Origin of the sequence: Streptomyces sp. NPDC006610 (assembly GCF_040611575.1) — a bacterium.
Classification (GTDB): domain Bacteria; phylum Actinomycetota; class Actinomycetes; order Streptomycetales; family Streptomycetaceae; genus Streptomyces.
Window position 1 is genome coordinate 155628 of sequence record NZ_JBEXOP010000006.1, and the last position, 22187, is coordinate 177814.

Consider the following 22187-nt stretch of genomic DNA (forward strand, 5'->3'; position numbering starts at 1 on the left):
GAGGGCGGGGGAGCGCCGGCGGGGCCGAGCAGTCCGCCCCAGTCCGCGTCCCTGCGGAACCAGTCACCCGGACGGTCAGCGGCGGGCATACTCGCGGAAGCCGCGCCCCGTCTTGCGGCCGAGGCAGCCGGCGGCCACCAGGTGCTCCAGCAGCGGCGCGGGGGCCAGGCCCGGCTCGCGGAACTCGCTGTGCAGGACCTTCTCGATGGCCAGCGAGACGTCCAGACCGACCACGTCCAGCAGCTCGAAGGGACCCATCGGATAGCCCCCGCCCAGTTTCATCGCGGCGTCGATGTCGTCCAGGGACGCGTAGTGGTCCTGGACCATCTTGATCGCGTTGTTGAGGTACGGGAACAGCAGCGCGTTCACGATGAACCCGGCCCGGTCGCCGCAGTCGACGGGGTGCTTGCGGATGCGGCCGCAGACCTCGCGGACGGTGGCGTGGACGTCGTCGGCCGTCAGCACCGTGCGGACGACCTCGACCAGCTTCATCGCCGGGGCCGGGTTGAAGAAGTGCATGCCGATCACGTCCTGCGGGCGCGAGGTGGCGCGGGCGCAGGCGACCACGGGCAGCGAGGAGGTCGTCGTGGCCAGGACCGCGCCGGGCTTGCAGACCTTGTCCAGCGCGGCGAACAGCTGCCGCTTGACGTCCAGGTCCTCGGCGACGGCCTCGACGGCCAGGTCGACGTCGGCGAAGGCGTCGTAGGAGCCCGCCGGGACGATCCGCTCCAGGGTCTGCGCCGCGGCCTCCGCAGTCATACGGCCCTTGTCGACCGAGCGGGCCAGCGAGGCGCCGATCCGGGCCCTGGCGGCCTGTGCCTTCTCCTCGCTGCGGGCGGCGAGCACGACGTCGTAGCCCGCCTTGGCGAACACCTCGGCGATGCCGGAGGCCATGGTCCCCGAGCCGGCCACGCCGACGGAGCGCACCGGGCGGCCGGGCGCCCGCTCGCCGTCCCCGGCCGGGGTCAGGGCGTCCGGCACGACGGCGGCGCCGCCGGGGGCGTCGTAGGTGTAGAAGCCGCGGCCGGCCTTGCGGCCCGTCAGGCCCGCCTCGCTGAGCTGCTTGAGGATCGGCGCGGGGGCGTGCAACCGGTCGCGGGACTCGGCGTACAGGGCGTCCAGGACGGTGCGGGCGGTGTCGATGCCGACCAGGTCGAGCAGCGCGAGGGGGCCCATCGGCAGCCCGCACCCCAGCCGCATCGCCGCGTCGATGTCCTCGCGGGAGGCGTACCGGGACTCGTACATCGCGGCGGCCTGGTTGAGGTAGCCGAACAGCAGGCCGTCGGCGACGAATCCGGGCCGGTCGCCGACCGAGACCGGCTCCTTGCCCAGGTCGAGGGCGAGGCCGGTGACGGCGTCGACGGCACTGGGCGCGGTCAGCACCGACGAGACGATCTCGACCAGCTTCATCGCCGGGGCCGGATTGAAGAAGTGCAGGCCCAGCACCCGCTCCGGGCGCGCGGAGTCCGCGGCGAGCCGGGTGACGGACAGGGCGTTGGTGCCGGTGGCCAGGATCGTCTCCGGGCGGACGACGCCGTCCAGCTCGCGGAAGATCTGCTGCTTGATCTCGTACGACTCCGGGGCCACCTCGACGACCAGGTCGACGTCGGCGGCGGCCCGCAGGTCGGTGGAGGTGCGGACGCGGGCCAGGGCGGCGGTCCGCTCCCGCTCGGTCATGCGGCCCCGCTCGACGGCGCGGGCCGTCGCGGCCTCCAGCGCGGCGACGCACCGGGCGGCCTGGGCTTCGCTGATGTCGATGCCGACGACCTCGCGGCCGGCCCTGGCCAGCACCTCGGCGATGCCGGTCCCCATGGTGCCGAGGCCGACGACGGCGACGGTGCGCAGGGGCGAGCCGGAGGCGGGGGCGGGGGAAGCGGGAGAAGAAGGGGACAGGGGAGCGGCCATCGCGGGACTCCTGGATGAGGGTGACGACTGGGAACGCGCCCCGGTGCGCCGAAGGGGCGCACCGGGTGCGTGCGGAGCTGCGGTTGCGGGTGATGCCGGGCTGTCAGGGGCCTGACACGCAGGCCCCGGCGCACACGCCCGGGAGCCGTCGCCGCGGACGCGCACACGTCCGGCGAACGGTGATGCCGGCCGGCCCTGTCCCGGAGCCGAGCCGTACTGCGGTACACGGGGTACCGAACCGACTGCGCCCGCCACGGCTGCGTCACCAGGCCGTGGCGAGGGGGTGCGAGCGGGTGGCTCGCTCGTCTGAGCTTAACTCGCCGGTAACGAGCGCGCCAGCCCCCGTCCCGGCGATGTCTGTGTGATGTGGATCCCTCCGCGCGGGAGCGTTTGTACCCTCGGGACATGGACGAAGAGTTGCGATCGCTCACGGAGCGCTTACGGCGGGAGTCCGGCGCCCCGCCCGAGTTCGCGGAGCTGACGGCGACCGGGGACCTCGACGCACTGGCCCGGGTGCTCACCGAGCCGGGCCGGCCGCTGTGGGCGCGGGAACTGGCCGCCTTCCGGCTGGGCCTGGCCGGCGACCGGCGGGCGTTCGAGTCGCTCGTCCTGCTCCTCAACCACCGCGACCCGCCCCGCTGCGCCTCCGCCGCCCACGCCCTCGCCCGCCTCGGCGACCCCCGCACCGCCCGCGCCGCCGCCGCCCTCGCCACCAACGAACTGCGCGTCGCCTACGCCCTGCACCCGGTCCGCCTCCTGGTCCGGCTCGGTGCCCCGGAATCCGTCCCGGCCCTGATCACCACACTGCAGCGCCGCCTGCGCCCCCACGACCCGTACCGCCGTGTCGCCCTCGCCTGCGTGGAGGGCCTCGGCGAACTCGGCGACGCCCGGGCGGTCCCCGTGCTGAACGAGGCCCTGGCCCACCCGCCCCTGGCGGAGGCGGCGGTACGGGCGCTGGCGCGGATCCCGGGGCAGCGGCGCGGGTGAGGCCGCTGCCCCGCCCCGGCGCCGACGCCGGTCGTCCTCCAGCGCGGGCCCTCTCAGAGGAGGGACAGCTGGACCGGCTCCGCCGGCTCCGTCGAGAGCGGCTGCGGTTCGCGGACGCGGCGGGGCATGCCCGCGCGGGCCGGTCCGATGCCGTACTCCTGGGCCAGTTCGTGCACCTGGCGGGTGATCCGCCGCTGGTACCACTTGGGGGCGTACGCGCCGTCCGCGTACAGCCGCTCGTAGCGCGCCACCAGGTAGGGGTGCTCGCGCGCGAGCCAGGCCATGAACCACTCGCGGGCGCCCGGCCGCAAGTGCAGCACCAGCGGCGTGACCGAGGTCGCCCCGGCCTGCGCGATCGCCCGCACGGTGGCCCGCAGCTGGTCCGGACGGTCGCCCAGGAACGGGATCACCGGCGCCATCAGCACCCCGCACCCGATGCCGTGCCCACCCAGCGTCCGTACGACGTCCAGCCGCCGCTCCGGCGCGGGCGTGCCCGGCTCCACCGTGCGCCACAGCTCCGGGTCGGTGAAGCCGACCGAGACCGAGATCCCGACGTCGGTGACCCGCGCCGCCTCGGTCAGCAGCTCCAGGTCGCGCAGGATGAGCGTGCCCTTGGTGAGGATGGAGAACGGGTTGGCGTGGTCGCGCAGGGCGGCCAGGATGCCCGGCATCAGGCGGTAGCGGCCCTCGGCGCGCTGGTAGCAGTCGACGTTCGTGCCCATCGCGATGTGCTCGCCCTGCCAGCGGCGCGAGGACAGCTGGCGGCGCAGCAGGTCCGGCGCGTTCACCTTGACCACGATCTGCGAGTCGAAGCCCAGCCCGGTGTCCAGGTCCAGATAGCTGTGCGTCTTGCGGGCGAAGCAGTAGACGCACGCGTGCGTGCATCCCCGGTAGGGGTTCACCGTCCATTCGAACGGCATCCGGGACGCCCCCGGCACCCGGTTCACGATCGACCTCGCCCGCACCTCGTGGAAGGTGATCCCCCGGAACTCCGGGGCGTCGAACGTCCGCGTGACCACGGCGTCCGCGCCGAACAGCGCGGCGTCCGCAGGGCCGCGGCCGCCCGCCTCCAGTGAGAGGTTCTCCCAGCGCATGACGCCTCCTCGGTAGCACTGGCCTCAGAATAGAACACATGTTCCCTTGATCGTGCGCGCGACCGTGTGATTTGGGCGGCCGGGCCGTGGGGTGGTTGGCTTGCCGTCAACCCCGAGAACCAGCTACTGGAGGAACGCAATGGCGCAGGTCGAGGCCGGCACGGAACGGGTCGTCGCGGCGGGTCCGGAGGATGTGTTCGACGCCATCGCCGATTACAGCGGGACGCGCGGGAAGATCCTTCCGGAGCAGTTCAGCGAGTACGAGGTCCGCGAGGGCGGCGACGGCGAGGGCACCCTCGTCCACTGGAAGCTCCAGGCCACCAGCAAGCGCATCCGCGACTGCCTGCTGGAGGTCACCGAACCGAGCGACGGCGAGCTGATCGAGAAGGACCGCAACTCCTCCATGGTCACCACCTGGCGGGTCACCCCGGCGGGAGAGGGCGCATCGAGGGTCGCCGTCACCACCACCTGGGACGGCGCCGGCGGCATCGGCGGCTTCTTCGAGCGCACCTTCGCCCCCAAGGGCCTCGCCCGGATCTACGACGCCCTGCTGGCCAACCTGGCCGCCGAGGTCGAGAAGAAGTAGGCCGGCTGCCGCCACGGAAGCCGGCCCAGCCGTAACTCGTCGCGCCTGCTCGCAGTTGACGCTTTACGCGGAAATGTGCGGCAGCGCGACGAGGGGAGCGGTACGTGGGCGGGACGACACTGGTGCAGGACGAGCCGGTCGTGGCGGCGCCTTCGCCGCCGCCCGCGGCCCCGCCGCCCCCGGCGGCCACCGCCGAACTCGGCCCGCGCCGCGTGCGGTTGGTCTTCCTCGGCCTGATGCTCGCGCTGCTCCTCGCGGCCCTGGAGCAGATGATCGTCGCCACCGCCCTGCCGCGGATCGTCGGCGAACTGCACGGCCTGGACCGGATGTCGTGGGCTATCACCGCCTATCTGCTCACCTCCACCGTCGGGTTGCCGATCTACGGCAAGCTCGGCGACCTCCTCGGCCGCAAGGGCGTCTTCCAGTTCGCCATCGCCGTCTTCGTCGTCGGCTCGGCGCTCGCCGGCCGCGCGCAGACCATGGACCAGCTGATCGCCTACCGCGCGGTGCAGGGCGTCGGCGCGGGCGGGCTGATGATCGGCGTCCAGGCGATCATCGCGGACATCGTGCCGCCCCGGCGCCGCGGCCGGTTCATGGGCATGATCGGGGCCGCCTTCGGCCTCGCCTCCGTCGCCGGACCGCTGCTCGGCGGCTACTTCACCGACCATCTGTCGTGGCGCTGGTGCTTCTACGTCAACGTCCCCTTCGGCCTGTTCACCATGGCCGTCGTCGCCGTCGTGCTGAAACTGCCCCGGCCCGCGGTCCGGCCCCGCTTCGACGTCCTCGGCGCGCTGCTGCTCGCCGCGGCCTCGACCTGCCTGGTCCTGCTGACGAGTTGGGGCGGCACCGAGTACGCCTGGGGCTCCCGGACGATCCTCGGCCTCGGCGCGGGCGCGCTCGCCGCCACGCTGCTCTTCCTGGCCGCCGAGCGCTTCGCCGCCGAACCCCTCATCCCGCCGAGGCTGTTCCGCGACTCCGTCTTCAACGTCACCGGCCTGGTCGGTCTGGTGGTCGGCGTCGCCCTCTTCGGCGCGGCCGGCTATCTGCCGACCTACCTCCAGATGGTCGAGGGCGCCTCGGCCACCGAGTCCGGGCTGCTGATGCTGCCGATGATGGGCGGCATCGTCGTCACCTCCATCGTCTCGGGCCAGCTCATCAGCCACACCGGCCGCTACCGCGCCCACCCGATCCTCGGCGGCGCCCTGTCCGTGCTCGGCATGTGGCTGCTGTCCCGCCTGGAGCCCGACACCCCGCGGCTCCACTACAGCGTCTGGATGGCCGTCCTCGGCGCGGGCATCGGCATGGTGCTGCCGGTCCTCGTCGTCGCCGTGCAGAACTCCGTGCGCCCCGCCGACCTCGGCGTGGCCACCAGCGCCACCAACTACTTCCGGCAGATCGGCGGCAGCGTCGGCGCCGCCGTGTTCGGCTCCCTGCTCGCCGACCGGCTCGCCGACTCCCTGCACGACCGGCTGCCGGCCGGGGCCGGACTGCCCGACCCGCAGTCCATCACCCCCGCCGCCGTCCACGCGCTGCCCCCCGAGCTGCGCGAGGGCTACATCCAGGCCTACGCCGACGCCATGCCGAGGATCTTCCTGTACCTCGTCCCGGTGCTGGCGCTCGGCCTGTTCCTCGCCTTCTTCCTCAAGGAGAAACCGCTGGTGTCCCACAACGCCCCCGTCACCGACACGGCCACGATCCCGCAGGCCCGCGCGGCCTACGCGGCCGGAGTCCCGGTCTGCGGCACGGTGCAGCACCCCGACGGCACCGTCGTGCCCCGCGCGGCGCTCACCCTCATCGACGTCGCCGGACAGCAGATCGGGCGGGGCGCCAGCGGCGAGGACGGCCGCTACGCGCTGTCGACGCCGGGCGCCGGGTCGTACGTCCTCATCGCCGCGGCGGGCGGCCACCAGCCGCAGGCGGTCTCCGTGACCGTCGGGGAGCGGCCCGTCGAGCTGGACGTCGTCCTCGGCGGCGCCGGACGCCTCGCCGGCAGCGTGCTCACCGCCGACGGCAGCCCCGTGCGCGACGCCACCGTCACCCTCACCAACGTGCACGGCGAGGTCGTCGCCGCCACCCGCAGCGGACGTGAGGGCGGCTATGTGATGACCGAGCTGGTCGCCGGGGAGTACACCCTCGCCGCCAGCGCGCCCGCGTTCCGCCCGGCGGCCCTGCCGGTCAGCGTCCAGGCCGCCCGCGAGACCCGCCAGGACGTCGAACTCGCCGGCGGCGCCGTGCTGCGCGGCACCGTCCGGGCGACCGGAGGCCGGCCCGTGGAGGACGCCCGCGTGACGCTGCTGGACGCCGCCGGGAACGTCGTCGACACCCTCACCACCGGCGCCGACGGGACGTTCCGGTTCGTCGACCTGTCCTCCGGCGAGTACACCGTCATCGCCGCCGGCTACCCGCCGGTGGCCACCGTGCTGCAAGTGGCGGGCGGCGGACGCACCGAACGCGACCTCCAGCTGGGCCACGAGGACTGACTCCGGCCCTCCGCGACCCCCCCCGCGCGGGCGGGCGTGCGCCCCGCGCGGAGCGGTCGCACGAATTCCCGGATTGCCGCACATCGTGACGGACCGCGCCCTACGGTGGTGGCCGGGGGCACAGATCTTGCACAGCCGTGGGGAGAGAGGGCCTGGGCCATGGACCGTGGCGCCGATCGGCAAGCACCTCCCGGTCATCCCGCCGAGGACGGCGCGCCGCCGAACGGGCGCGCCCCGGCCGGCCGGGTGCCGCTGGCCGTGGTCGTGGTGGACCGGGAGGGCCTCGTCTCCCACTGGAGCACCGGGGCGAAACGGCTGTTCGGCCCCGCGCGGCAGGACGCGATCGGCCGCCCCGCGATCGACCTGCTGCCCGTCTCCGGGGTACTGCCCGAGCCCGACGACGAGAGTCCGTACGGCGGTCCCGACGGCCACGAGAGCCCGTACGGCGGCTTCGGCGGCCTCGGGCCCGACCTGGGCGCCACCCTCGACGGCAGGCTGTCCTACCCGGCCGCGGGCCGCGCCCGGCTCACCGGGCGCGGCGGTCACCGAACCGACATCCTGTGGTGGGCCTACCCGCTGGTCGGGCCCGGCGCCGAACGCCTCCTCGTACTCGCCGCCGACGCCGCCGTCGCCCACCCGCAGGGCGGGGCCGACGCCGAGCCCGGCACCGTGGAGCACGTCACCCCCGGCCTCGCCCGCCACACCGACCTCCCCGACGCCGACGAGCTCGCCCGCGGCCTGCCCGAGATCCTGCCCAGCATGAGCGTGGACGAGAGCGCCCGCATCGCCGCCCAGGTCCTCGAACTCGGCTACCCCGTCCTGGAGTTCAGCCGGAACGCCCGCGTGCCCGTCACCCCCGACTGGGGCGTGCCCCGGCGCGCCGAGCGCAAGGCCCGCCGCGAGCGCCTCGCCCGCGCCCTCGCCGCCGGGCAACCCGTCCCCGCGGACCTGCGCGACGAGGCCGAGGAGGACCGCGAGGACCTCGAGTACGCCGCCGTGCGTGAGCGCCTGGAGTTCCTCAACGAGGTCAGCGGCAGGATCGGCACCTCCCTCGACCTGTCCCGCACCGTCGTCGAGGTCAGCAAGGCGGTCGTGCCGCGCTTCACCGACGTCGCCGGCACCTATCTGCGCGAACAGGTCGTCGCCGGCGAGGGGTTCCCCGAGGGCGTGCCGGACACCACCACCCTGTGGCACCGGGTCGCCGTCGAGCACACCGACGCACCCGGCCGCTGGGACGACGTCGTGCCCGTCGGCGAGGCCATGCCCTTCCCCGCCCACACACCGTTCTTCCAGTGCATGACCACGGGCGAGCCCGTCCTCGTGCCGCGGATCAGCGAGCAGATGGGCCACGCCATCGCCTCGCAGTTCGAGAAGCGGGACATCCGCCCGCTGATCACCGGCCGCTCGATGCTGGTGGTCCCGCTGAAGGCGCGCAACGTCGTCCTCGGCTTCATGATCCTGCTGCGGCACCCGGAGCGCCCCGAGTTCAACGACATGGACCGGGTCACCGGCGCCGAACTCGCCGCCCGCGCGGGCCTCGTCCTCGACAACGCCCGGATGTACACCTTCCAGGAGAACGTCGCCGAGACCCTCCAGGACAGCATGCTGCCGCACATCCCGGCGCGCATGGCGGGCTGCGACATCGCCACCCGCTATCTGCCCGGCACCCTGCTCGGACGCGTCGGCGGCGACTGGTTCGACTCGGTGAAACTCCCCGGCGCCCGCACCGCCTTCGTCGTCGGCGACGTCATGGGTCACGGCCTCAACTCCGCCGCGATGATGGGCCAGTTGCGCACCGCCGTGCAGACCATGGCCGGCCTGGACCTGCCGCCCGCCCAGCTGCTGCGCAACCTCGACGACCTCGCCCAGCGGCTCGGCGACACCCACCTCGCGACCTGTCTGTACGCCGTGTACGACCCGATCGCCGGCGAGCTGCACCTCGCCAACGCCGGGCACATCCCACCGGTGCTGGTCCGCGCCGAGGACGGGCGCAGCGAGCTGCTGGAGCTGCCGACCGGCGCGCCCATCGGCGTGGGCGGGGTGCCGTTCGAGGCCGTGCGGGTGAGCGTGCGGCCGGGGGACCGGCTGGTCATGTGCACCGACGGGCTGGTCGAGATGCGCGGTGAGGACATCGGCGTCGGGCTGGCCACGCTGTGCGAGTCCGCCGCGCACCCGGCCGCCTCCATGGACGACGCCTGCGACACCATCATCCGCGCCCTCAACACCCGCGGCGGACGCAAGGACGACGTGGCGCTGCTGATGGCCCGCCTCACCGGCATCGGGCCCGAGGACGTGGCCGAGTGGCGGCTGCCCCTGGACGTGGCCGAGGTGCGCCGCGCCCGGGCGGCGGTGCGCGAGCAGTTGCACGCGTGGGGACTGGCCCGTCTGGCGGACAACGCCGAGCTGATGGTCGGCGAGCTGGTCACCAACGCCGTGCGCCACTCGCACCGGCGGCCCGTGGAACTGCGGCTGGTGCGCGGGGACACGCTGCTGTGCGAGGTGGACGACGACGACCACGAGCTGCCCACGCTGCTCAGCGCCGGCCCCGGCGACCTCAAGGGGCGAGGTCTGCGCGTGGTGAGCACCCTCGCCCGCGAGTGGGGCGCGAACCGCACCGCGTCCGGCAAGTCGGTCTGGTTCGAACTGACCCTGCCGCGCCGCTGAGTTCGTGCGGGCGTGCGCCCCCGGCCTTGTGGGCGTCGCCCGCCCGCGGTAGACCGTACTCGCCCGTCGGCTCGCACGGGCGGACACGGCGTCGGATCAGGGGAGTTGTCGGCGATGAGCGTGACGAGTCGGTACCGCGCGGCCTGGGAGGGCTTCTGGAGCGAGGCGCCGCAGGGGCAGGGCGCGGTCCTGTGGGACGCCGGGCCGGAGCTGACCGCAGGGCTGCATCTGCCGCTGTTCGAGCCGCACCTGGCCGACCCGGACCTGCCCCTGGTCGACCTGGGCTGCGGCAACGGAACCCAGACCCGGTTCCTCGCCGACCGCTTCCCGCGCGTCCTCGGCGTCGACCTGTCCGACGCGGCCGTGGCGCACGCCCGGCAGGCCGACCCCGCCGGGCGGGCCGGCTACCGGACCCTGGACGCGGCCGAGCCGAGCGAGGCCGCGGCCCTGCACGCCGAACTCGGCGACGTGAACGTCTACATGCGCGGCGTCCTGCACCAGAGCGAGCCCGGCGACCGCCGGCCCCTCGCGGAGGGCATCGCCACCCTCGTCGGCGCCCGCGGCAGGGCCTTCCTCGTCGAACTCGCCCAGGCCGCCGGAACCGCCCTGCGCGACCTGGCCGCCCGCCCCGGGGGCCCGCCCGCCAAGCTCGCCCCGATCTTCCGGCACGGCATAGCCCCCGGGGAGGTGGCCGACGACGCGATACCCGAGTTCCTGCGCGCCGCCGGACTCACCGTGCTGGCGAGCGGCGACCTGCCGCTGACGACCACCGAGCCCGGACCGGACGGCGCACCGATCCAGGTGCCGTCGAAGTGGCTGGTGGCGGGCCGGCCGGTCTGACCCGCAACCCCCGACCGTCGTACTCCGTTCACCGGTTGGCCGCACCCGGTCGCGTGACATTAGTGTGCGGCGCACAGTATCGTGTGAGTCGTGTCCGTAGAAGAGATGACCCTCAGCCAGGCGCAGGAGCTGCGTCGTGGAACGGTCGTGCTGGCTTGCCTGGCACTGCTCCGGAAGCCGAGCTACGGCTACGCGCTGCTGGAGACGCTCAACGATGCGGGGGTTACCGTCGACGGCAACACGCTCTACCCACTGCTGCGACGCCTGGAGAAACAGGGCCTGCTCACGAGCGAGTGGAACACCGACGAGTCCCGGCCCCGGAAGTTCTACCAGGTCAGCGCCGACGGCTCGCGAGTGCGCGCCGGGCTGGTGCGCGAATGGCAGGACCTCGTCGCCTCGATCTCACAACTGACCAAGGAGAACGAATGAGTACGGGCGTGCTCACCGAACGCTATGTGCACGAGGTCGTCCGGCGGCTGCCCGCCGACCAGCGCGACGACATCGCGGAGGAACTCCGCGCCACGATCGCCGACACCGTCGAGGGACGCAACGCCGCCGACCCCCGGACGGCGGAGCGCGAGGTGCTCACCGAGATGGGGGACCCGGTCCGCTGCGCCGCCCGCTACACCGAGCGGCCGCTCGCGCTGATCGGCCCCGATCTCTATCCCGCCTATCTCCGGCTGCTGACCGTCCTGCTGACCACCGTCCTGCCGGTGATCACCGTCGGCCTCGTCCTGCTGGAGCTGGCCGACACCGACGACGTGGGCGCCGCGCTGCGCTCCGGAGTCGGCACCCTGATCACCGTCGGCGCCCAGCTGGTCGCCGTGCTGACGCTGGTGTTCGCCGTGACCGAGCGGGTCCGGCACCGTCGCGGGGTGACGGGCGCGGCTCGGTGGACCCCCGACGACCTGCCCGACGTACGGCAGCCGGACCAGGGCGGCTTCGGGGCCATCGCCCAAGTGGTCTGGGACGCCTTCCTGTTCGGGCTGATCGTCTGGCAGCACACCGCCGAACCCTTCTGGGCGGACGGCGACGGCGCGGCCGGGGACGGCGAGTGGCTGGAGGTGCTCCACCCGGACCTGTGGTCGGGGTGGATCTGGCCGGTCCTCGCGGGCCTCGCCGGCCTGGTGGGCATCGGGCTCGCCCGGGTGGTGGCACGCGGCTGGACCGTGCGGCTGGCCACCTGGCACGCGGTCGCCCAGGCGCTGTTCACGCTGCCGCTGGCGTGGGTGCTGTACCAGCAGGAGCTGTTCAACCCGGACTTCCTCGCCGAGGGCAAGACCCTCTGGGAGTCACCGGACCCCGTCTACAGCGGCGCCGCGCTCATCGTGCTCGTCGTCGGCGCGGTCTCGGTGGCCAAGGCCTTCCGGGGCGCGCGCGGCTGAGGCACCGTCACGCGGGAAGGGGGGCTGCCCGGCCGGGCAGCCCCCCTTCCCGCGTTCCCGCGTCCGCCCTGTGACGCGGTCAGCGCGCGAGCAGGTCGGCCTTGATCCGGTTGCGGTCCACCTTGCCCGTCGACGTCCGCGGCAGCGGCTCCGACACGGTCTCGAACACGCTGGGCACGGCCGCGCGGACCGCGCGCTCCGCGCAGTACTGCCGCAGCGCCAGGACGCCCGCGGCGCCGGGCGCGGTCAGCCGCATCCGGGCGTGCAGCCGGTGGCCCGCCTCCGGGTCCGGGAGCGCGACGACGGCGGCCTCGACGACCGCCGGGTGCTCCAGCAGGATGCTCTCGACGTGCTGGGTGCTCACCTGGGTGCCGCGCACCTTGACCATGAAGTCGGTCCGGCCGAGCACGCTCAGCGAGCCGTCCTCGTGGCGCACGGCGACGTCGCCGCTGCGGTAGTAGACGACGCCGGGCTCCCCGTCGGGATGCGGGCCGAACTTCTCGCCGCCCGGCACGTTCACGTAACCGGCCGTCTGGAACGGGGTGCTGACCAGCAGCTCGCCCTGGCCGCGGCCGGTCAGCGCACGGCCGTCCTCGCCGACGAGCAGCCAGCGCACCCCGGGCAGCGGTCTGCCGATCGGCAGCGGCGCGGTGACCGGACGGCCGAGGTCCACCTCGTGCAGGAAGCTGTTGTTGGTCTCCGTGCAGCCGTAGTTGTTGTACCAGCGGGCCGACGGGAACACCTCCGGCAGGTCCGCCAGGATCTTCGCGGGCATGCTCTCGCCCGCGAACACCAGGTGCTCGGGCGTGGTCAGCGGGCCCGAGTCGGCCGCCGCCCGGGCGAGCAGCTGGAACAGCAGCGGCACGCCCTGGACGAAGGTGACCCGGTGCTCGGTGACCAGGCCGTGCAGATACTGCGCCGAGGCGCCGCGGTCCGGGTCGACGAGGACGACCGTGCCGCCGTACGCCAGGGTGGTCCACACGTCCAGCAGGCACAGGTCGAAGTTGAGGGGCGCGTAGTTGAGGACGACCGTGCCCCGGGCGATGCCGAAGGCGTCTGCCGCCCAGGCGGTGAAGCGGGTGAGCGCGCCGGAGGAGATCGGCACGATCTTCGGCAGTCCGGTGGAGCCGGAGGTCGTCAGCATGAACCCGGTCGCGTCCTCGGCGACCTCGGCCGGCGGGCGCGTCTCCGGCGCTCCCACGGCGGCCTGTGGGCCGGGGCCGACGTCCACGACGACGTCCACCAGCGGGTCGTCGGCGAGGCCGAGGACGACCACGCAGCCGGCCTGCCCGTACAGCTCCTTCAGCGGCAGCTCGGGCAGTTCGTGCGACGGCAGCAGGAAGCCGCGGCCCGCCATCAGGCAGCCCAGCACCAGGGCCACCGTCTCCGGCGACTTGCGCACCCGCAGGCCCACCGGGCGGTCGGCGCGCGGCGCGGCGGCCTCCACCCGGTCCCGGGCCCGGCAGGCCATCGCGTGCAGTTCCGCGTAACTCACCGCGTGCCCGTCCCAGATCAGCGCCGGCGCGGACGGCTGCGCCGCGGCGCGTTCGGCGAACGCGGCGGCGAGGGAACGGCTCATGCCCTCGCCTCCCCGCTCCCGGCGCGCTCCGCCGTGGCCCGGATGGCCCGCACGGTACGGAAGTTGCGGGTGGTGAGTTCCTCGTCGGGCACGAGGACGCCGTGCTCGTCGGAGAGCCAGGCGGCGATGTGCAGCACGCCGAGGCTGTCGATCACGGCGGTGGCCAGCAGGTCGTACTCCGGGTCCAGCTCGGCGGCATCGACGCCGGGCAGGAACCGCTCGACGACGAAGCCGGCGATGGCCGCCTCGGACACGGCCGAGGGCATCACCGGCGCGGCAGGGGGCTCGGCGGGCATATCGTCATTCCTTTCGCAGGTGCGTGGCGTCTTGCGCGCCGCCGCCTCACACTTCGACGATCGTGCAGAACCAGTGCATGCCGGGGGAGGCGACGCCGGTGAGCGCCACCAGGTCCCCGAGCGCCAGTTCGCCGTTCTCGATGTGCCGCCACAGGCAGACCAGTTGATCGGCGGCGCCCATGTGGCCGAGGCCGCGGGCCAGTGCGGCGTTGGTGCGGTCCAGGGGCATGCCGACCGCGTCGGCGACCGCGCGGAACGTCGGCTGGCTGTCGTTGATGTGGATGACCCGGGCCAGCTCGCCGCGGTCGCGTCCGGCGCGGGCCAGCGCCTCGTCGACGACGTCCGCCAGCCGGCGGCTGAGCTCCTTCATGAACGCCTGGAAGCGCTCGGGGTCCCGGCCGAAGTGCCGGTAGACCGAGGCCATCGGACTGACGTCCTTCAGCCCCCGGCCGGGCGGCGGCAGCGGGCTGGCGGCCCCGCCGAACTCGATGCGGAACAGGTCCGCGTACTCGGGGTTGGTGAACTGGGCGGAGGACAGCCGGCGCAGCCTCGGGTGCCCGCGCCGCACGACGGCCGCCACGGCCCCGTCGCTGGCGACGCAGCCGTTGAAGTCCATGCGGTTGCTGTGCGCCTCGCTCAGCACGTTGACCATGACCAGCAGCACGGTCTCCACGTCGGGGGAGAGGGCCATCGCGCCCGCCGCGTGGTCCAGCGCCGGCGACCAGGCGGCGCACGCCTGGGTGAACAGCACGGTGGGCGTGCCGTGTGCGCCGAGCGCCCGGGCCACGGCGGCGGAGGGGTCCCAGCCCAGGTAGTCGGGCACGTCGGAGTTGCCGACGACGATCAGGTCGACGTCCCCGATGGTCAGGTCCGCGTTCTCCAGGGCCTCACGGGCGGCCGCGGCCGCGAGGTCGGTCGCGGTGACGCCCTCGGCGACGCGGTGGTAGGTCTCGTAGCCGAGGGCGACGACCGTCTCGGGATCGGGAACGTAGCCGGCCGCGGTCTCGCGCACGCCGTACCGCTCGCCGAAGGCCATGCCCGTCGCGACGATGCCCGGCTCCACTGACGTGGCCATGTGGTGGTCCCTTCACTGCTGAACGGGGTGGATCAGCCCGCCCGGCCCTTCGACGGGTGGGTGAGGACGGGTTCGGGGTCCGGCTCCGCGGGCTGCGCCGGCTCGGCCAGCTCCTGGACCTCCTCCAACGGCGTGTCCAACAGCGCCAGTTGGCGACGCCCGGCGTGCAGGACCAGCGCCAGGACGGCCATCGCGGCGGCCAGGATCAGCACCGCGCGCTCCACGCCCACCGCGTCGGCGAGGAAGCCGGCGGCCAGCGGGCCGGTCCACTGCACGGCCTGGAAGCAGAACTGGCCCGTCGACGCCACCCGGCCCAGATAGGCGTCGGGAACCAGCCGGACCTCGTAGGACTCGGTGACGATGTTCATCGGGACCATGCTGGTCATGCCGATCAGCATCACGAGCCCGATGTGCCAGGGCCGGGGGACCAGGGCGACGGCGGCGAAGGACGCCGTGAACAGCCACGCGGACAGCAGCAGCACCCGCCGGGCGCCGATGCGCCGCATCAGCGCCGGCCCGGCGACCGCGCCGAGCACGCCGCCGGTGACGGCGAGCGAGGTGACGACGCCGATGGTGGTGGGGCTGCCGCCGCGGTGGTTCACGATGACGACGAACAGCAGCATGAAGCCCTGCGCCACGGTGTTCAGCAGCGCGCCCCAGGCCAGCGTGAAGACCAGGTAGTCGCTGCGGCGGATCATGCGCAGCCCGGCACGGACGTCGGCGGCCAGACCGGGCCGCCGCTCCTTCCCGGGCGTGCGGTCGGGGCCGAGCGGGCGGCGGATCAGCAGCGAGGACAGGGCGATGAACAGGAAGGTGATCGCGTCGAACAGGAACGGCACCCAGCGGGCCGTCGCGTACAGCAGGCCGCCGAGCGGGGCGCCGAGGAGCTGGGCGAGCATGTCGCGGCCCATGCCCTGGGCGGTGGCGTCGGCGACCTGCTCCTTGGGCACGATCCGCCGGATCACCGGCGCGGTGACGCCCGACCTCAGCCCGGCCGCGAGCCCGCCGGCCAGCGCGAGCGCGTCCAGTGCGAGCACCGGCGGGTCGCCCCGGTACACCAGCCAGGCGACGGCGCCCATCGACACGGCCTCGGCCAGCGCGGCCAGGCACAGCAGGGCGCGCCGGGAGACGCGGTCGGCCAGCGCGCCGCCCACGACGAGGGTGGCGAGCCTGCCGAGCATGTGCAGCACGGTGATGGTGCCGGCCTGCGCGGCGGAGCCGGTCGCGTAGAGCATCAGCAGCGGGAAGGCGAGCGTGGACACGCTGGTGCCGAGCTGGTTCAGCCCTTCCCCGGTCCACCAGTAGACGTAGTCGCGGCTGCGCCACAGGGACGGGAGCTTGGACTGCCCGGCGGGGGCGCCGGCGGCGGTGGGCTCCGTGGCGGTGGCCTCACCGGGGGAGGTCTCCTCGCCCGCGGGCCGCGCGGGGGTGTCCTCCTCGGGGGCGTCTTCCGCGGGGGAGCCCTCGGGACGTGACCGCTCCATCGTCGTGCGTCCCCCGTCGCTCGTGTGCTCGCTCGTGTGCTCACCGGTCCGGGGCGGCGCCTCGGATCCCGACGAGCATGCTGGTCGATGCGTCACCGGCCCGGCCAGGCAGCGCACCGGCAACTCCGGGGGAGAAAGTTGCCGCTCGGCACGGACCGGGCCCGGGGGCCGGCCGGGCCTCAGATCCAGCCGCGCTTGGCTGCCTGGTAACCCGCCTCGAAACGGCTCGCCGCGCCCAGCCGCACGCACAGCTCGGCGACGATCCTGCGCACCGTGCGCAGCGAGACGCCGAGCCGCCGGCGGATGGCGTCGTCGTTCAGGCCGCGCGCCAGCAGCCGCAGCAACTCCTTCTCGCGCGGGCTCAGTCCGTGCTCGTCCACCGTGGGAGCGGCGGCGCCGAGGGGCACGGCGCCCTCCCACACGCTCTCGAACAGCGAGGTCAGCGCCTCGACCGCGCCGGGCGCCGTGAAGTGCAGGACGCTGTGCCAGGGGTCGGCGGGATCGGCGGGCAGCAGCGCCCGGGAGCGGTCGACGACGAGCAGGTGCACCGGCAGCGACGGCACCGTGCGCACCCGGTTGTGCGGCTCGGCCTCCCAGGCGGCGCGCAGCCCGGCCCGGGTGTCGCCGCGGATGCTGTCCGTGGTGACGGTACGGGTGTCCACGCCACGGGCGCCGGCCCGCCGCTGGAGCACCTGGAGCTGTTCCAGCCAGCTCACGGACGGCGAACCGTCCGGCACGAACGCCAGCCACTCGGCGCCGGCCCGGCCGGACAGCTCACGCAGCTCCTCGGCGACCGCCTCGCGGCCGGTGACGTACGAGGTGCCGGGCACCTCCCCGGCGCCGGGACGCGCCTCGGTGTACTCGTCGATCAGTGCCATGACGGCGGCGCGGTCCTCCTCGAACTCGCGCAGCCGCTCGTCGATCCCGGACATCTGCCGCAGCAGCAGCTGTTTGAGGCCGAGACGGGGGTCGACCGGCTCGCCGACGCCGTCGGGCGCGGGCCGGATCAGCTCCAGCTTGGCCAGGCGGTCCAGGGCCGGCCGTATGTCGTCCGCGGTGACGCCCAGGTGGTCGGCCAGGTCGTCCGCGCTCCGGTACCGCCCGGCGATGAGCTGCTTGTACACCGCATCGCTCAGGTCGTCCAACCCTAGTCTGTGCAACATGGAGCACCCCCGTGGTCCCGTCACTCCCCGGATCTCGCGCATCATCCTCACATGAAGTTCGCGGATCAAGCAGAAGTCCCTCCGGTTCGGCGGGTGTCGAACGCCCTTATTTCCTGCGAAGTCCCGGCATGATCGGCGATCTCGTGCCGCCGGGCGTCGAGGCCCGGGAGGCGTACGGGGACGACGGGCCGGAGGCGTCGATCGCGCTGTTCGCCGCCGAAGAGGCGCTGGTGGAGGGCGTGGTGGCGGAGCGGCGGCGGGAGTTCACGACCGTGCGCGGGTGCGCGCGCCGGGCGCTTCGGCGGCTCGGCGCGCCGGTGGGCCCGCTGCTCCCGGACGCGTCGGGCGCGCCGCGCTGGCCCGAGGGCGTCGTCGGGAGCATGACGCACTGCCGCGGTTACCGCGCCGCCGCCGTGGCCCGCGCGTCGGACGTCACGGCGCTCGGGATCGACGCGGAACCGGCCGCGCCGCTGCCCGCCGCGGTCGCCGCGCGGATCGTGCCGAGCGCCGCCGCACAGTGGCTGGAAGACGACGTTTGGACCGCGTCCGACGTGCCACGGGACCGCCTGCTGTTCTGCGCGAAAGAGGCTTCCTACAAGGCGTTTTCGCCACGGCTGGGAAGTCGTTTCGGATTTAATGACTTTCGGGTCAGGTTGGCTCCCGACGGTACGTTCCGGGGCGATCCGCCGGACGGGTCCGGGGGCTTCCGGGGCCGTTGGACGGCGCGTTCCGGGTACCTTCTGGCGGCGGTGTGCCTGGTGTAGGGAATCTGGCAGGAAGCGGTCAGGTGGCGTCTTCCTGTAAGGGGCGGAACTCCCGTTCGGTTCTTCGGTCGAGTAGGGTCCGGTCTTGGCCAAAACATGGGGCATGGCGGTGTTGACACGGCGGAGGACCACGTCGTGTCCGCCGCCACGGGGTGATCATGCGGCGGCCTGTGTGTTTCATTTCCAAGGGGGATTCTGTCAATGGTGATTCAGGATGAGTTCACTTCCTACGGCAGAATGGACATTCACCAACTGCGTGAGTTTCTGCTCAATCGGCGGAAAATCTCCGGATGGACGCAGGAGGAGCTCTCGGAGCGCTCCGGCGTCAGCGTCCGGACGATCCGCAATCTCGAAACCGGCACCAACACCAATCCGCGTCGGGTTTCGGTCGAATTGCTGCTCAGTGCCCTCGGCGCGGCGCCCGCGGACGCGGCGCCCTGGAGCGGCGCCGGCTGGCCGCTCATGCCGGGCATTCCGGAGCAGCGCACCCAGACGCCGGGGGACGGCGCGGGGACGCCGTCCCCCTGGCACGGGCCCCGGCCGCTCGGCGACCCGCTGGTGGGCCGGCAGGCCGACATGCGGCACATTCTCGCCAGCGCGCAGCGCAGCCGGCTGGTCGTGCTCACCGGGCCCGGCGGCGTGGGCAAGACCCGGCTCGCGCTCGCGGCGGCGGCCCGGCTGCGCCCGCTGTTCCCGGACGGCGTCGCCGTCGCCGAACTGCACGACTGCACGCCGGAGCATCTGGACCCGGCCCGCGCGCAGGCCGAACTCGCCCGCATCACCAGGGACCTGGTCGGCGAGCCGGGAACCGCGACCCGTCGGCTGCTGGTGCTGGACGCCGCCGAGCGGGTGATACGGCAGACCGCGCGCCTCGCCCGTCAACTGCTCGACCGGCATCCCGGACTGCATCTGCTCGTCACCTCCCGCCGGGCGCTGGCCGCCGGCGCGGCCGAGAGCTGGGAGGTCCAGCCGCTCGCCGTCGACGACGCCCCGGGCCGGGACGCCGTGCCGAGCGCCGTGGAGCTGCTGCTCCGCCGGGTCCAGGCCTGCCTGCCGACGCTGGATCTCGCACAGCACATGGAGCAGGTCACCGCGCTGTGCCGGCTCCTCGACGGGGTGCCGCTGGCCATCGAGATCGCCGCGCAGCGCCTGCGGTCGCTGCCGCTGACCTCGCTGCTGCGCGAGGAGACGCTGTTCCAGCTGCTCGACCAGGTCGACGCGGGCGGCCTGAGCGCGCACCGGACCCTGTCCGGCAGCGTGCGGTGGAGCTACGACCTTTTGCCCGCCCCGCACCGGGCGCTGCTGCACGACCTGGTCACGCTGCCCGACGGCTTCTCCCTGGACGACGTGCTCGCCACCCGGCCCGACCGAGACCGCGAGATGACGCGCGTAGCGCATCTGCTGGCCGAACTGGCCGACGCCTCGCTCGTCCAGACGAACCGTCAGGGCCGTTACGAGTACCGCATCCACGCTCTCGTCCGTCACGTCGTCACCCGCACGGCCACCCGCTCCGGCGACGCCACCCACTCCCCGTCCCCGGACGAGGACCTGGTCGGCTCGGCCCCGACGACGAGGTCCGGCCACCCGGTCGACGTGGCCTGACCCGACGTGATCCGACGGTGAGGCGTCCGCCGGTCGGGCTCGTTCGGCCCGGGGGACGCCCCGGCCGGCGGGCCGCGGGCCCCGCCGGCCGGGCCACGGTCCGTCGGTTCGGACGCCACGGGCCGCCGGCCGGCGGCCCGTGGCCCGACACGCCCCGCACACCCGTCACCCCGCCCGGCAGGCCGCCTTCACCGCGTCCAGCGAGAAGTGGTCGGGGCCGTCCAGGCAGGACAGCATCAGTGACTCCAGGCGCGGCAGCAGCGACTCGTCCAGTTCCACGCCCGGCTGGAGGCGGGACAGCACCCGCTGGAGCGCCAGGATCACCCATGCCGTGCCCAGGGGCGTCGTACGCTCCTCCTCGAAGGAGTACAGCCACGTGTACAGGCACGAGGCCGCCGCGTGGTGGAAGCAGTGCTCCACCGCCACGTCCTGCGCCTCGGCCGTGCCCGCGTCCAGCTCGCCCGTCGCGATCACCGCGTAGAACGCCGTGCGGCGGGTGGACAGTTCGTCCAGCACCCGGCTGAGCGCGACCGCCTCCGCCGTCGGCAGCTCCCGCTCGGCGATCAGCCGGGCCCGCGCCACGGCGGGCTCCCAGCCGCGGGTGATCTCGTCCTCGCTGGCGTTGGTCAGCCGCAGCGCCCGGCCCGACGGCTCCCACACGGGCGCCTCCTCGGACCAGTCGAACAGCGCGCGCAGCACCGTGTTGCCCTCGCGCGCCGGCCGGTCGGCGACCCGCGCCACCGCGGGCAGCTGCGAGGCGATGCTGTGCAGGTTGACGTGCGTCGTGCCCTCGAAGATGCTCGCGATCGCGTGGTCGCGCTGCAGCTTCTGGAAGGCGCCGTCGGCCACGCCCTCGCGCAGATAGCTCCGGGCGCCCAGCACCCGCCCGGCCTCCGCGACGACCTCCTCGCCCAGCGTCGGCACCAGGTACTTCACCACCGACGACCACAGGCTCAGCCGCGACGGCGCCACCGACAGCGACCGCGTCACCGGGACCGCCGTGCACTCGGCGACGAGCAGGTCCAGATGGGAACGGACCAGGTGCCGCCGGATGACCGGGATGTGGTAGATCTCCCGCCCGTACAGCACCCGCTCCCGCGCGTGCCGCAGCGCGATCCGCAGCACCGAGTCCATCGTGCCCATCGACAGCGCGCCGATCGCCGTGCGCGTGATCTGGAGCACCTGGAGGATGCCGGGCAGACCCCCGCCGGGCCGTCCGAGCAGCGACCCCCGCGGCACCCGCGTGCCCTGGAAGACGATCCCGCTCAGGTCGTGCCCGCGCAGGCCGACCGTGCGCACGAAGGGATGGTTGGTCCACGTCGACTCGTCCAGCCGGGACTTGTCGAGCAGCAGCAGCGACGAGCCCACGCCCTGGACGTTGGCGTACACGGTGAGGAACCGGCCCCGCGTGGCATTGCCGACCGGCCACTTCTCGCCGCTGAGGAGGTAGTCGTCCCCGTCCGGCACCGCGACCGCCTCGTTGGTGCCGAGGTCGCTGCCGTGGTCCGGCTCCGACACCGCGAAGCACGCCAGGTCGCCGCCGAGCATGCCCTCGGCGACCCGCGCCCGCTGCTCCTCGTCGCCCCACAGCCACACCGGGTTGACCCCGAGCAGCGCCGAACCGAACATCACCGACACCGTCAGGTTCCGGCGCGCCAGCACCCGTGTGATCAGGAACAGCTGCTCCAGGTTCCGCAGCCCGCCGCCGAAGGCCTCCGGCACCAGAAAGCGGGCGAATCCCCACTCGCGCAGCTGCTCCACCGCGCCCGGCGGCAGCTCGCCCCGCTCCTCGTGCTCGACGATCCGGGCGAAGGAGAACGGGCCGCTCCCCGAGGCGGGGTCGCCGAGCAGTTCGTCCAGCTCGGCGGCCAGCCCGTAGGAGGGCCGGTCGAAGGCGCGCCCGGTCATGCCGCGGTGTCGTCGAGGCCGTAGCGGGCGAAGAGGAGCGTGACCTCCTCCTCGGCGGGCAGCTCGGCGCGGCCGGCCGCCACCTCGGTGCCCACCCAGTCGATCACGTCGCTGACGCGCTCCAGCTTCATGGCCTCCTCCGGCGTCAGCGACCGCAGACCGTACAGGTCCTCCAGGTTGTAGCCGAGCTCGGCGAGGACGAGGGAGTGGAAACCGAGGTCGCCGATGAGACGGTCGCCCGGGTCGACGGCCTCGGGCTTGCGCGGGGCGATCAGCCGGACCATCCCGAGGATCACGGGCGCGACGGCTTCGGTGGAGCTTGCGGCAGGGGTGTCAGTCATGACGCCGACGGTAGGGAGGATCGTACGGCCGCCC

The 22187-nt window shown here is 73.8% G+C and carries 18 protein-coding genes; 9 read left to right on the plus strand and 9 right to left on the minus strand.

Features of this window, described 5'->3' with window-relative positions:
* Positions 1 to 75: 75 nt before the first annotated feature.
* Positions 76 to 1905: a 3-hydroxybutyryl-CoA dehydrogenase gene (locus ABZY13_RS07375; RefSeq protein WP_356627906.1), complete on the minus strand. Its 1830-nt coding sequence runs from the start codon at positions 1903 to 1905 to the stop codon at positions 76 to 78.
* Positions 1906 to 2310: 405 nt separating this feature from the next.
* Between ABZY13_RS07375 and ABZY13_RS07380 the strand changes: the two genes are divergently transcribed.
* On the plus strand, positions 2311 to 2892 hold the full coding sequence (locus tag ABZY13_RS07380) for an adenylosuccinate lyase (RefSeq protein ID WP_356627907.1): 582 nt from the start codon (positions 2311 to 2313) through the stop codon (positions 2890 to 2892).
* A gap of 53 nt (positions 2893 to 2945) precedes the next feature.
* On the opposite strand, the gene ABZY13_RS07385 is transcribed toward ABZY13_RS07380, so the two are convergent.
* Complete coding sequence (locus tag ABZY13_RS07385; RefSeq protein ID WP_356627908.1) at positions 2946 to 3986, minus strand: Rv2578c family radical SAM protein; 1041 nt, start codon at positions 3984 to 3986, stop codon at positions 2946 to 2948.
* 139 nt (positions 3987 to 4125) lie between these two features.
* Here ABZY13_RS07385 and ABZY13_RS07390 point away from each other — a divergent pair, with 139 nt between their 5' ends.
* From ABZY13_RS07390 to ABZY13_RS07415, 6 genes are all read left to right on the plus strand, one after another.
* Entirely contained in the window at positions 4126 to 4572 is a 447-nt protein-coding gene (locus tag ABZY13_RS07390) for an SRPBCC family protein (RefSeq protein ID WP_356627909.1), read from the plus strand.
* A 104-nt stretch (positions 4573 to 4676) separates the two neighbouring features.
* Positions 4677 to 7052, plus strand: coding sequence for an MFS transporter (locus tag ABZY13_RS07395; protein WP_356627910.1), 2376 nt, complete (start codon positions 4677 to 4679; stop codon positions 7050 to 7052).
* Positions 7053 to 7211: 159 nt separating this feature from the next.
* The gene (locus ABZY13_RS07400; RefSeq protein WP_356627911.1) at positions 7212 to 9716 is read left to right on the plus strand and encodes a SpoIIE family protein phosphatase; all 2505 of its coding nucleotides are present in this window, start codon (positions 7212 to 7214) and stop codon (positions 9714 to 9716) included.
* A 114-nt stretch (positions 9717 to 9830) separates the two neighbouring features.
* Positions 9831 to 10556, plus strand: coding sequence for a class I SAM-dependent methyltransferase (locus ABZY13_RS07405; protein WP_356627912.1), 726 nt, complete (start codon positions 9831 to 9833; stop codon positions 10554 to 10556).
* Positions 10557 to 10646: 90 nt separating this feature from the next.
* On the plus strand, positions 10647 to 10985 hold the full coding sequence (locus ABZY13_RS07410) for a PadR family transcriptional regulator (protein ID WP_356627913.1): 339 nt from the start codon (positions 10647 to 10649) through the stop codon (positions 10983 to 10985).
* Positions 10982 to 11941 (plus strand): hypothetical protein, encoded by a 960-nt coding sequence (locus ABZY13_RS07415; protein ID WP_356627914.1) that lies wholly within the window; start codon positions 10982 to 10984, stop codon positions 11939 to 11941. The genes ABZY13_RS07410 and ABZY13_RS07415 overlap by 4 nt, the downstream gene beginning before the upstream one ends.
* Positions 11942 to 12020: 79 nt before the next feature.
* Here ABZY13_RS07415 and ABZY13_RS07420 read toward each other — a convergent pair whose 3' ends face one another.
* The 5 genes from ABZY13_RS07420 to ABZY13_RS07440 form a co-directional block, all read right to left on the minus strand.
* Positions 12021 to 13520 (minus strand): AMP-binding protein, encoded by a 1500-nt coding sequence (locus tag ABZY13_RS07420; RefSeq protein WP_356627915.1) that lies wholly within the window; start codon positions 13518 to 13520, stop codon positions 12021 to 12023.
* Positions 13517 to 13816: an acyl carrier protein gene (locus ABZY13_RS07425; protein ID WP_356627916.1), complete on the minus strand. Its 300-nt coding sequence runs from the start codon at positions 13814 to 13816 to the stop codon at positions 13517 to 13519. Before ABZY13_RS07425 ends, ABZY13_RS07420 begins: the two co-directional genes overlap by 4 nt.
* A 46-nt stretch (positions 13817 to 13862) precedes the next feature.
* On the minus strand, positions 13863 to 14891 hold the full coding sequence (locus ABZY13_RS07430; protein WP_356627917.1) for a 3-oxoacyl-[acyl-carrier-protein] synthase III C-terminal domain-containing protein: 1029 nt from the start codon (positions 14889 to 14891) through the stop codon (positions 13863 to 13865).
* Positions 14892 to 14923: 32 nt separating this feature from the next.
* Positions 14924 to 16375, minus strand: coding sequence for an MFS transporter (locus ABZY13_RS07435; RefSeq protein WP_356627918.1), 1452 nt, complete (start codon positions 16373 to 16375; stop codon positions 14924 to 14926).
* 179 nt (positions 16376 to 16554) lie between these two features.
* Complete coding sequence (locus tag ABZY13_RS07440) at positions 16555 to 17520, minus strand: helix-turn-helix transcriptional regulator (RefSeq protein WP_356627919.1); 966 nt, start codon at positions 17518 to 17520, stop codon at positions 16555 to 16557.
* 146 nt (positions 17521 to 17666) lie between these two features.
* On the opposite strand from ABZY13_RS07440, the gene ABZY13_RS07445 reads away from it, so the two are divergent.
* Both ABZY13_RS07445 and ABZY13_RS07450 read left to right on the plus strand, forming a co-directional pair.
* The gene (locus tag ABZY13_RS07445; RefSeq protein ID WP_356627920.1) at positions 17667 to 18302 is read left to right on the plus strand and encodes a 4'-phosphopantetheinyl transferase superfamily protein; all 636 of its coding nucleotides are present in this window, start codon (positions 17667 to 17669) and stop codon (positions 18300 to 18302) included.
* Positions 18303 to 18539: 237 nt separating this feature from the next.
* Positions 18540 to 19904: a helix-turn-helix domain-containing protein gene (locus ABZY13_RS07450; protein WP_356627921.1), complete on the plus strand. Its 1365-nt coding sequence runs from the start codon at positions 18540 to 18542 to the stop codon at positions 19902 to 19904.
* 165 nt (positions 19905 to 20069) lie between these two features.
* Here ABZY13_RS07450 and ABZY13_RS07455 read toward each other — a convergent pair whose 3' ends face one another.
* Complete coding sequence (locus tag ABZY13_RS07455) at positions 20070 to 21812, minus strand: acyl-CoA dehydrogenase family protein (RefSeq protein ID WP_356627922.1); 1743 nt, start codon at positions 21810 to 21812, stop codon at positions 20070 to 20072.
* Positions 21809 to 22153, minus strand: coding sequence for an acyl carrier protein (locus tag ABZY13_RS07460; protein WP_356627923.1), 345 nt, complete (start codon positions 22151 to 22153; stop codon positions 21809 to 21811). Before ABZY13_RS07460 ends, ABZY13_RS07455 begins: the two co-directional genes overlap by 4 nt.
* Positions 22154 to 22187 lie beyond the last annotated feature (34 nt).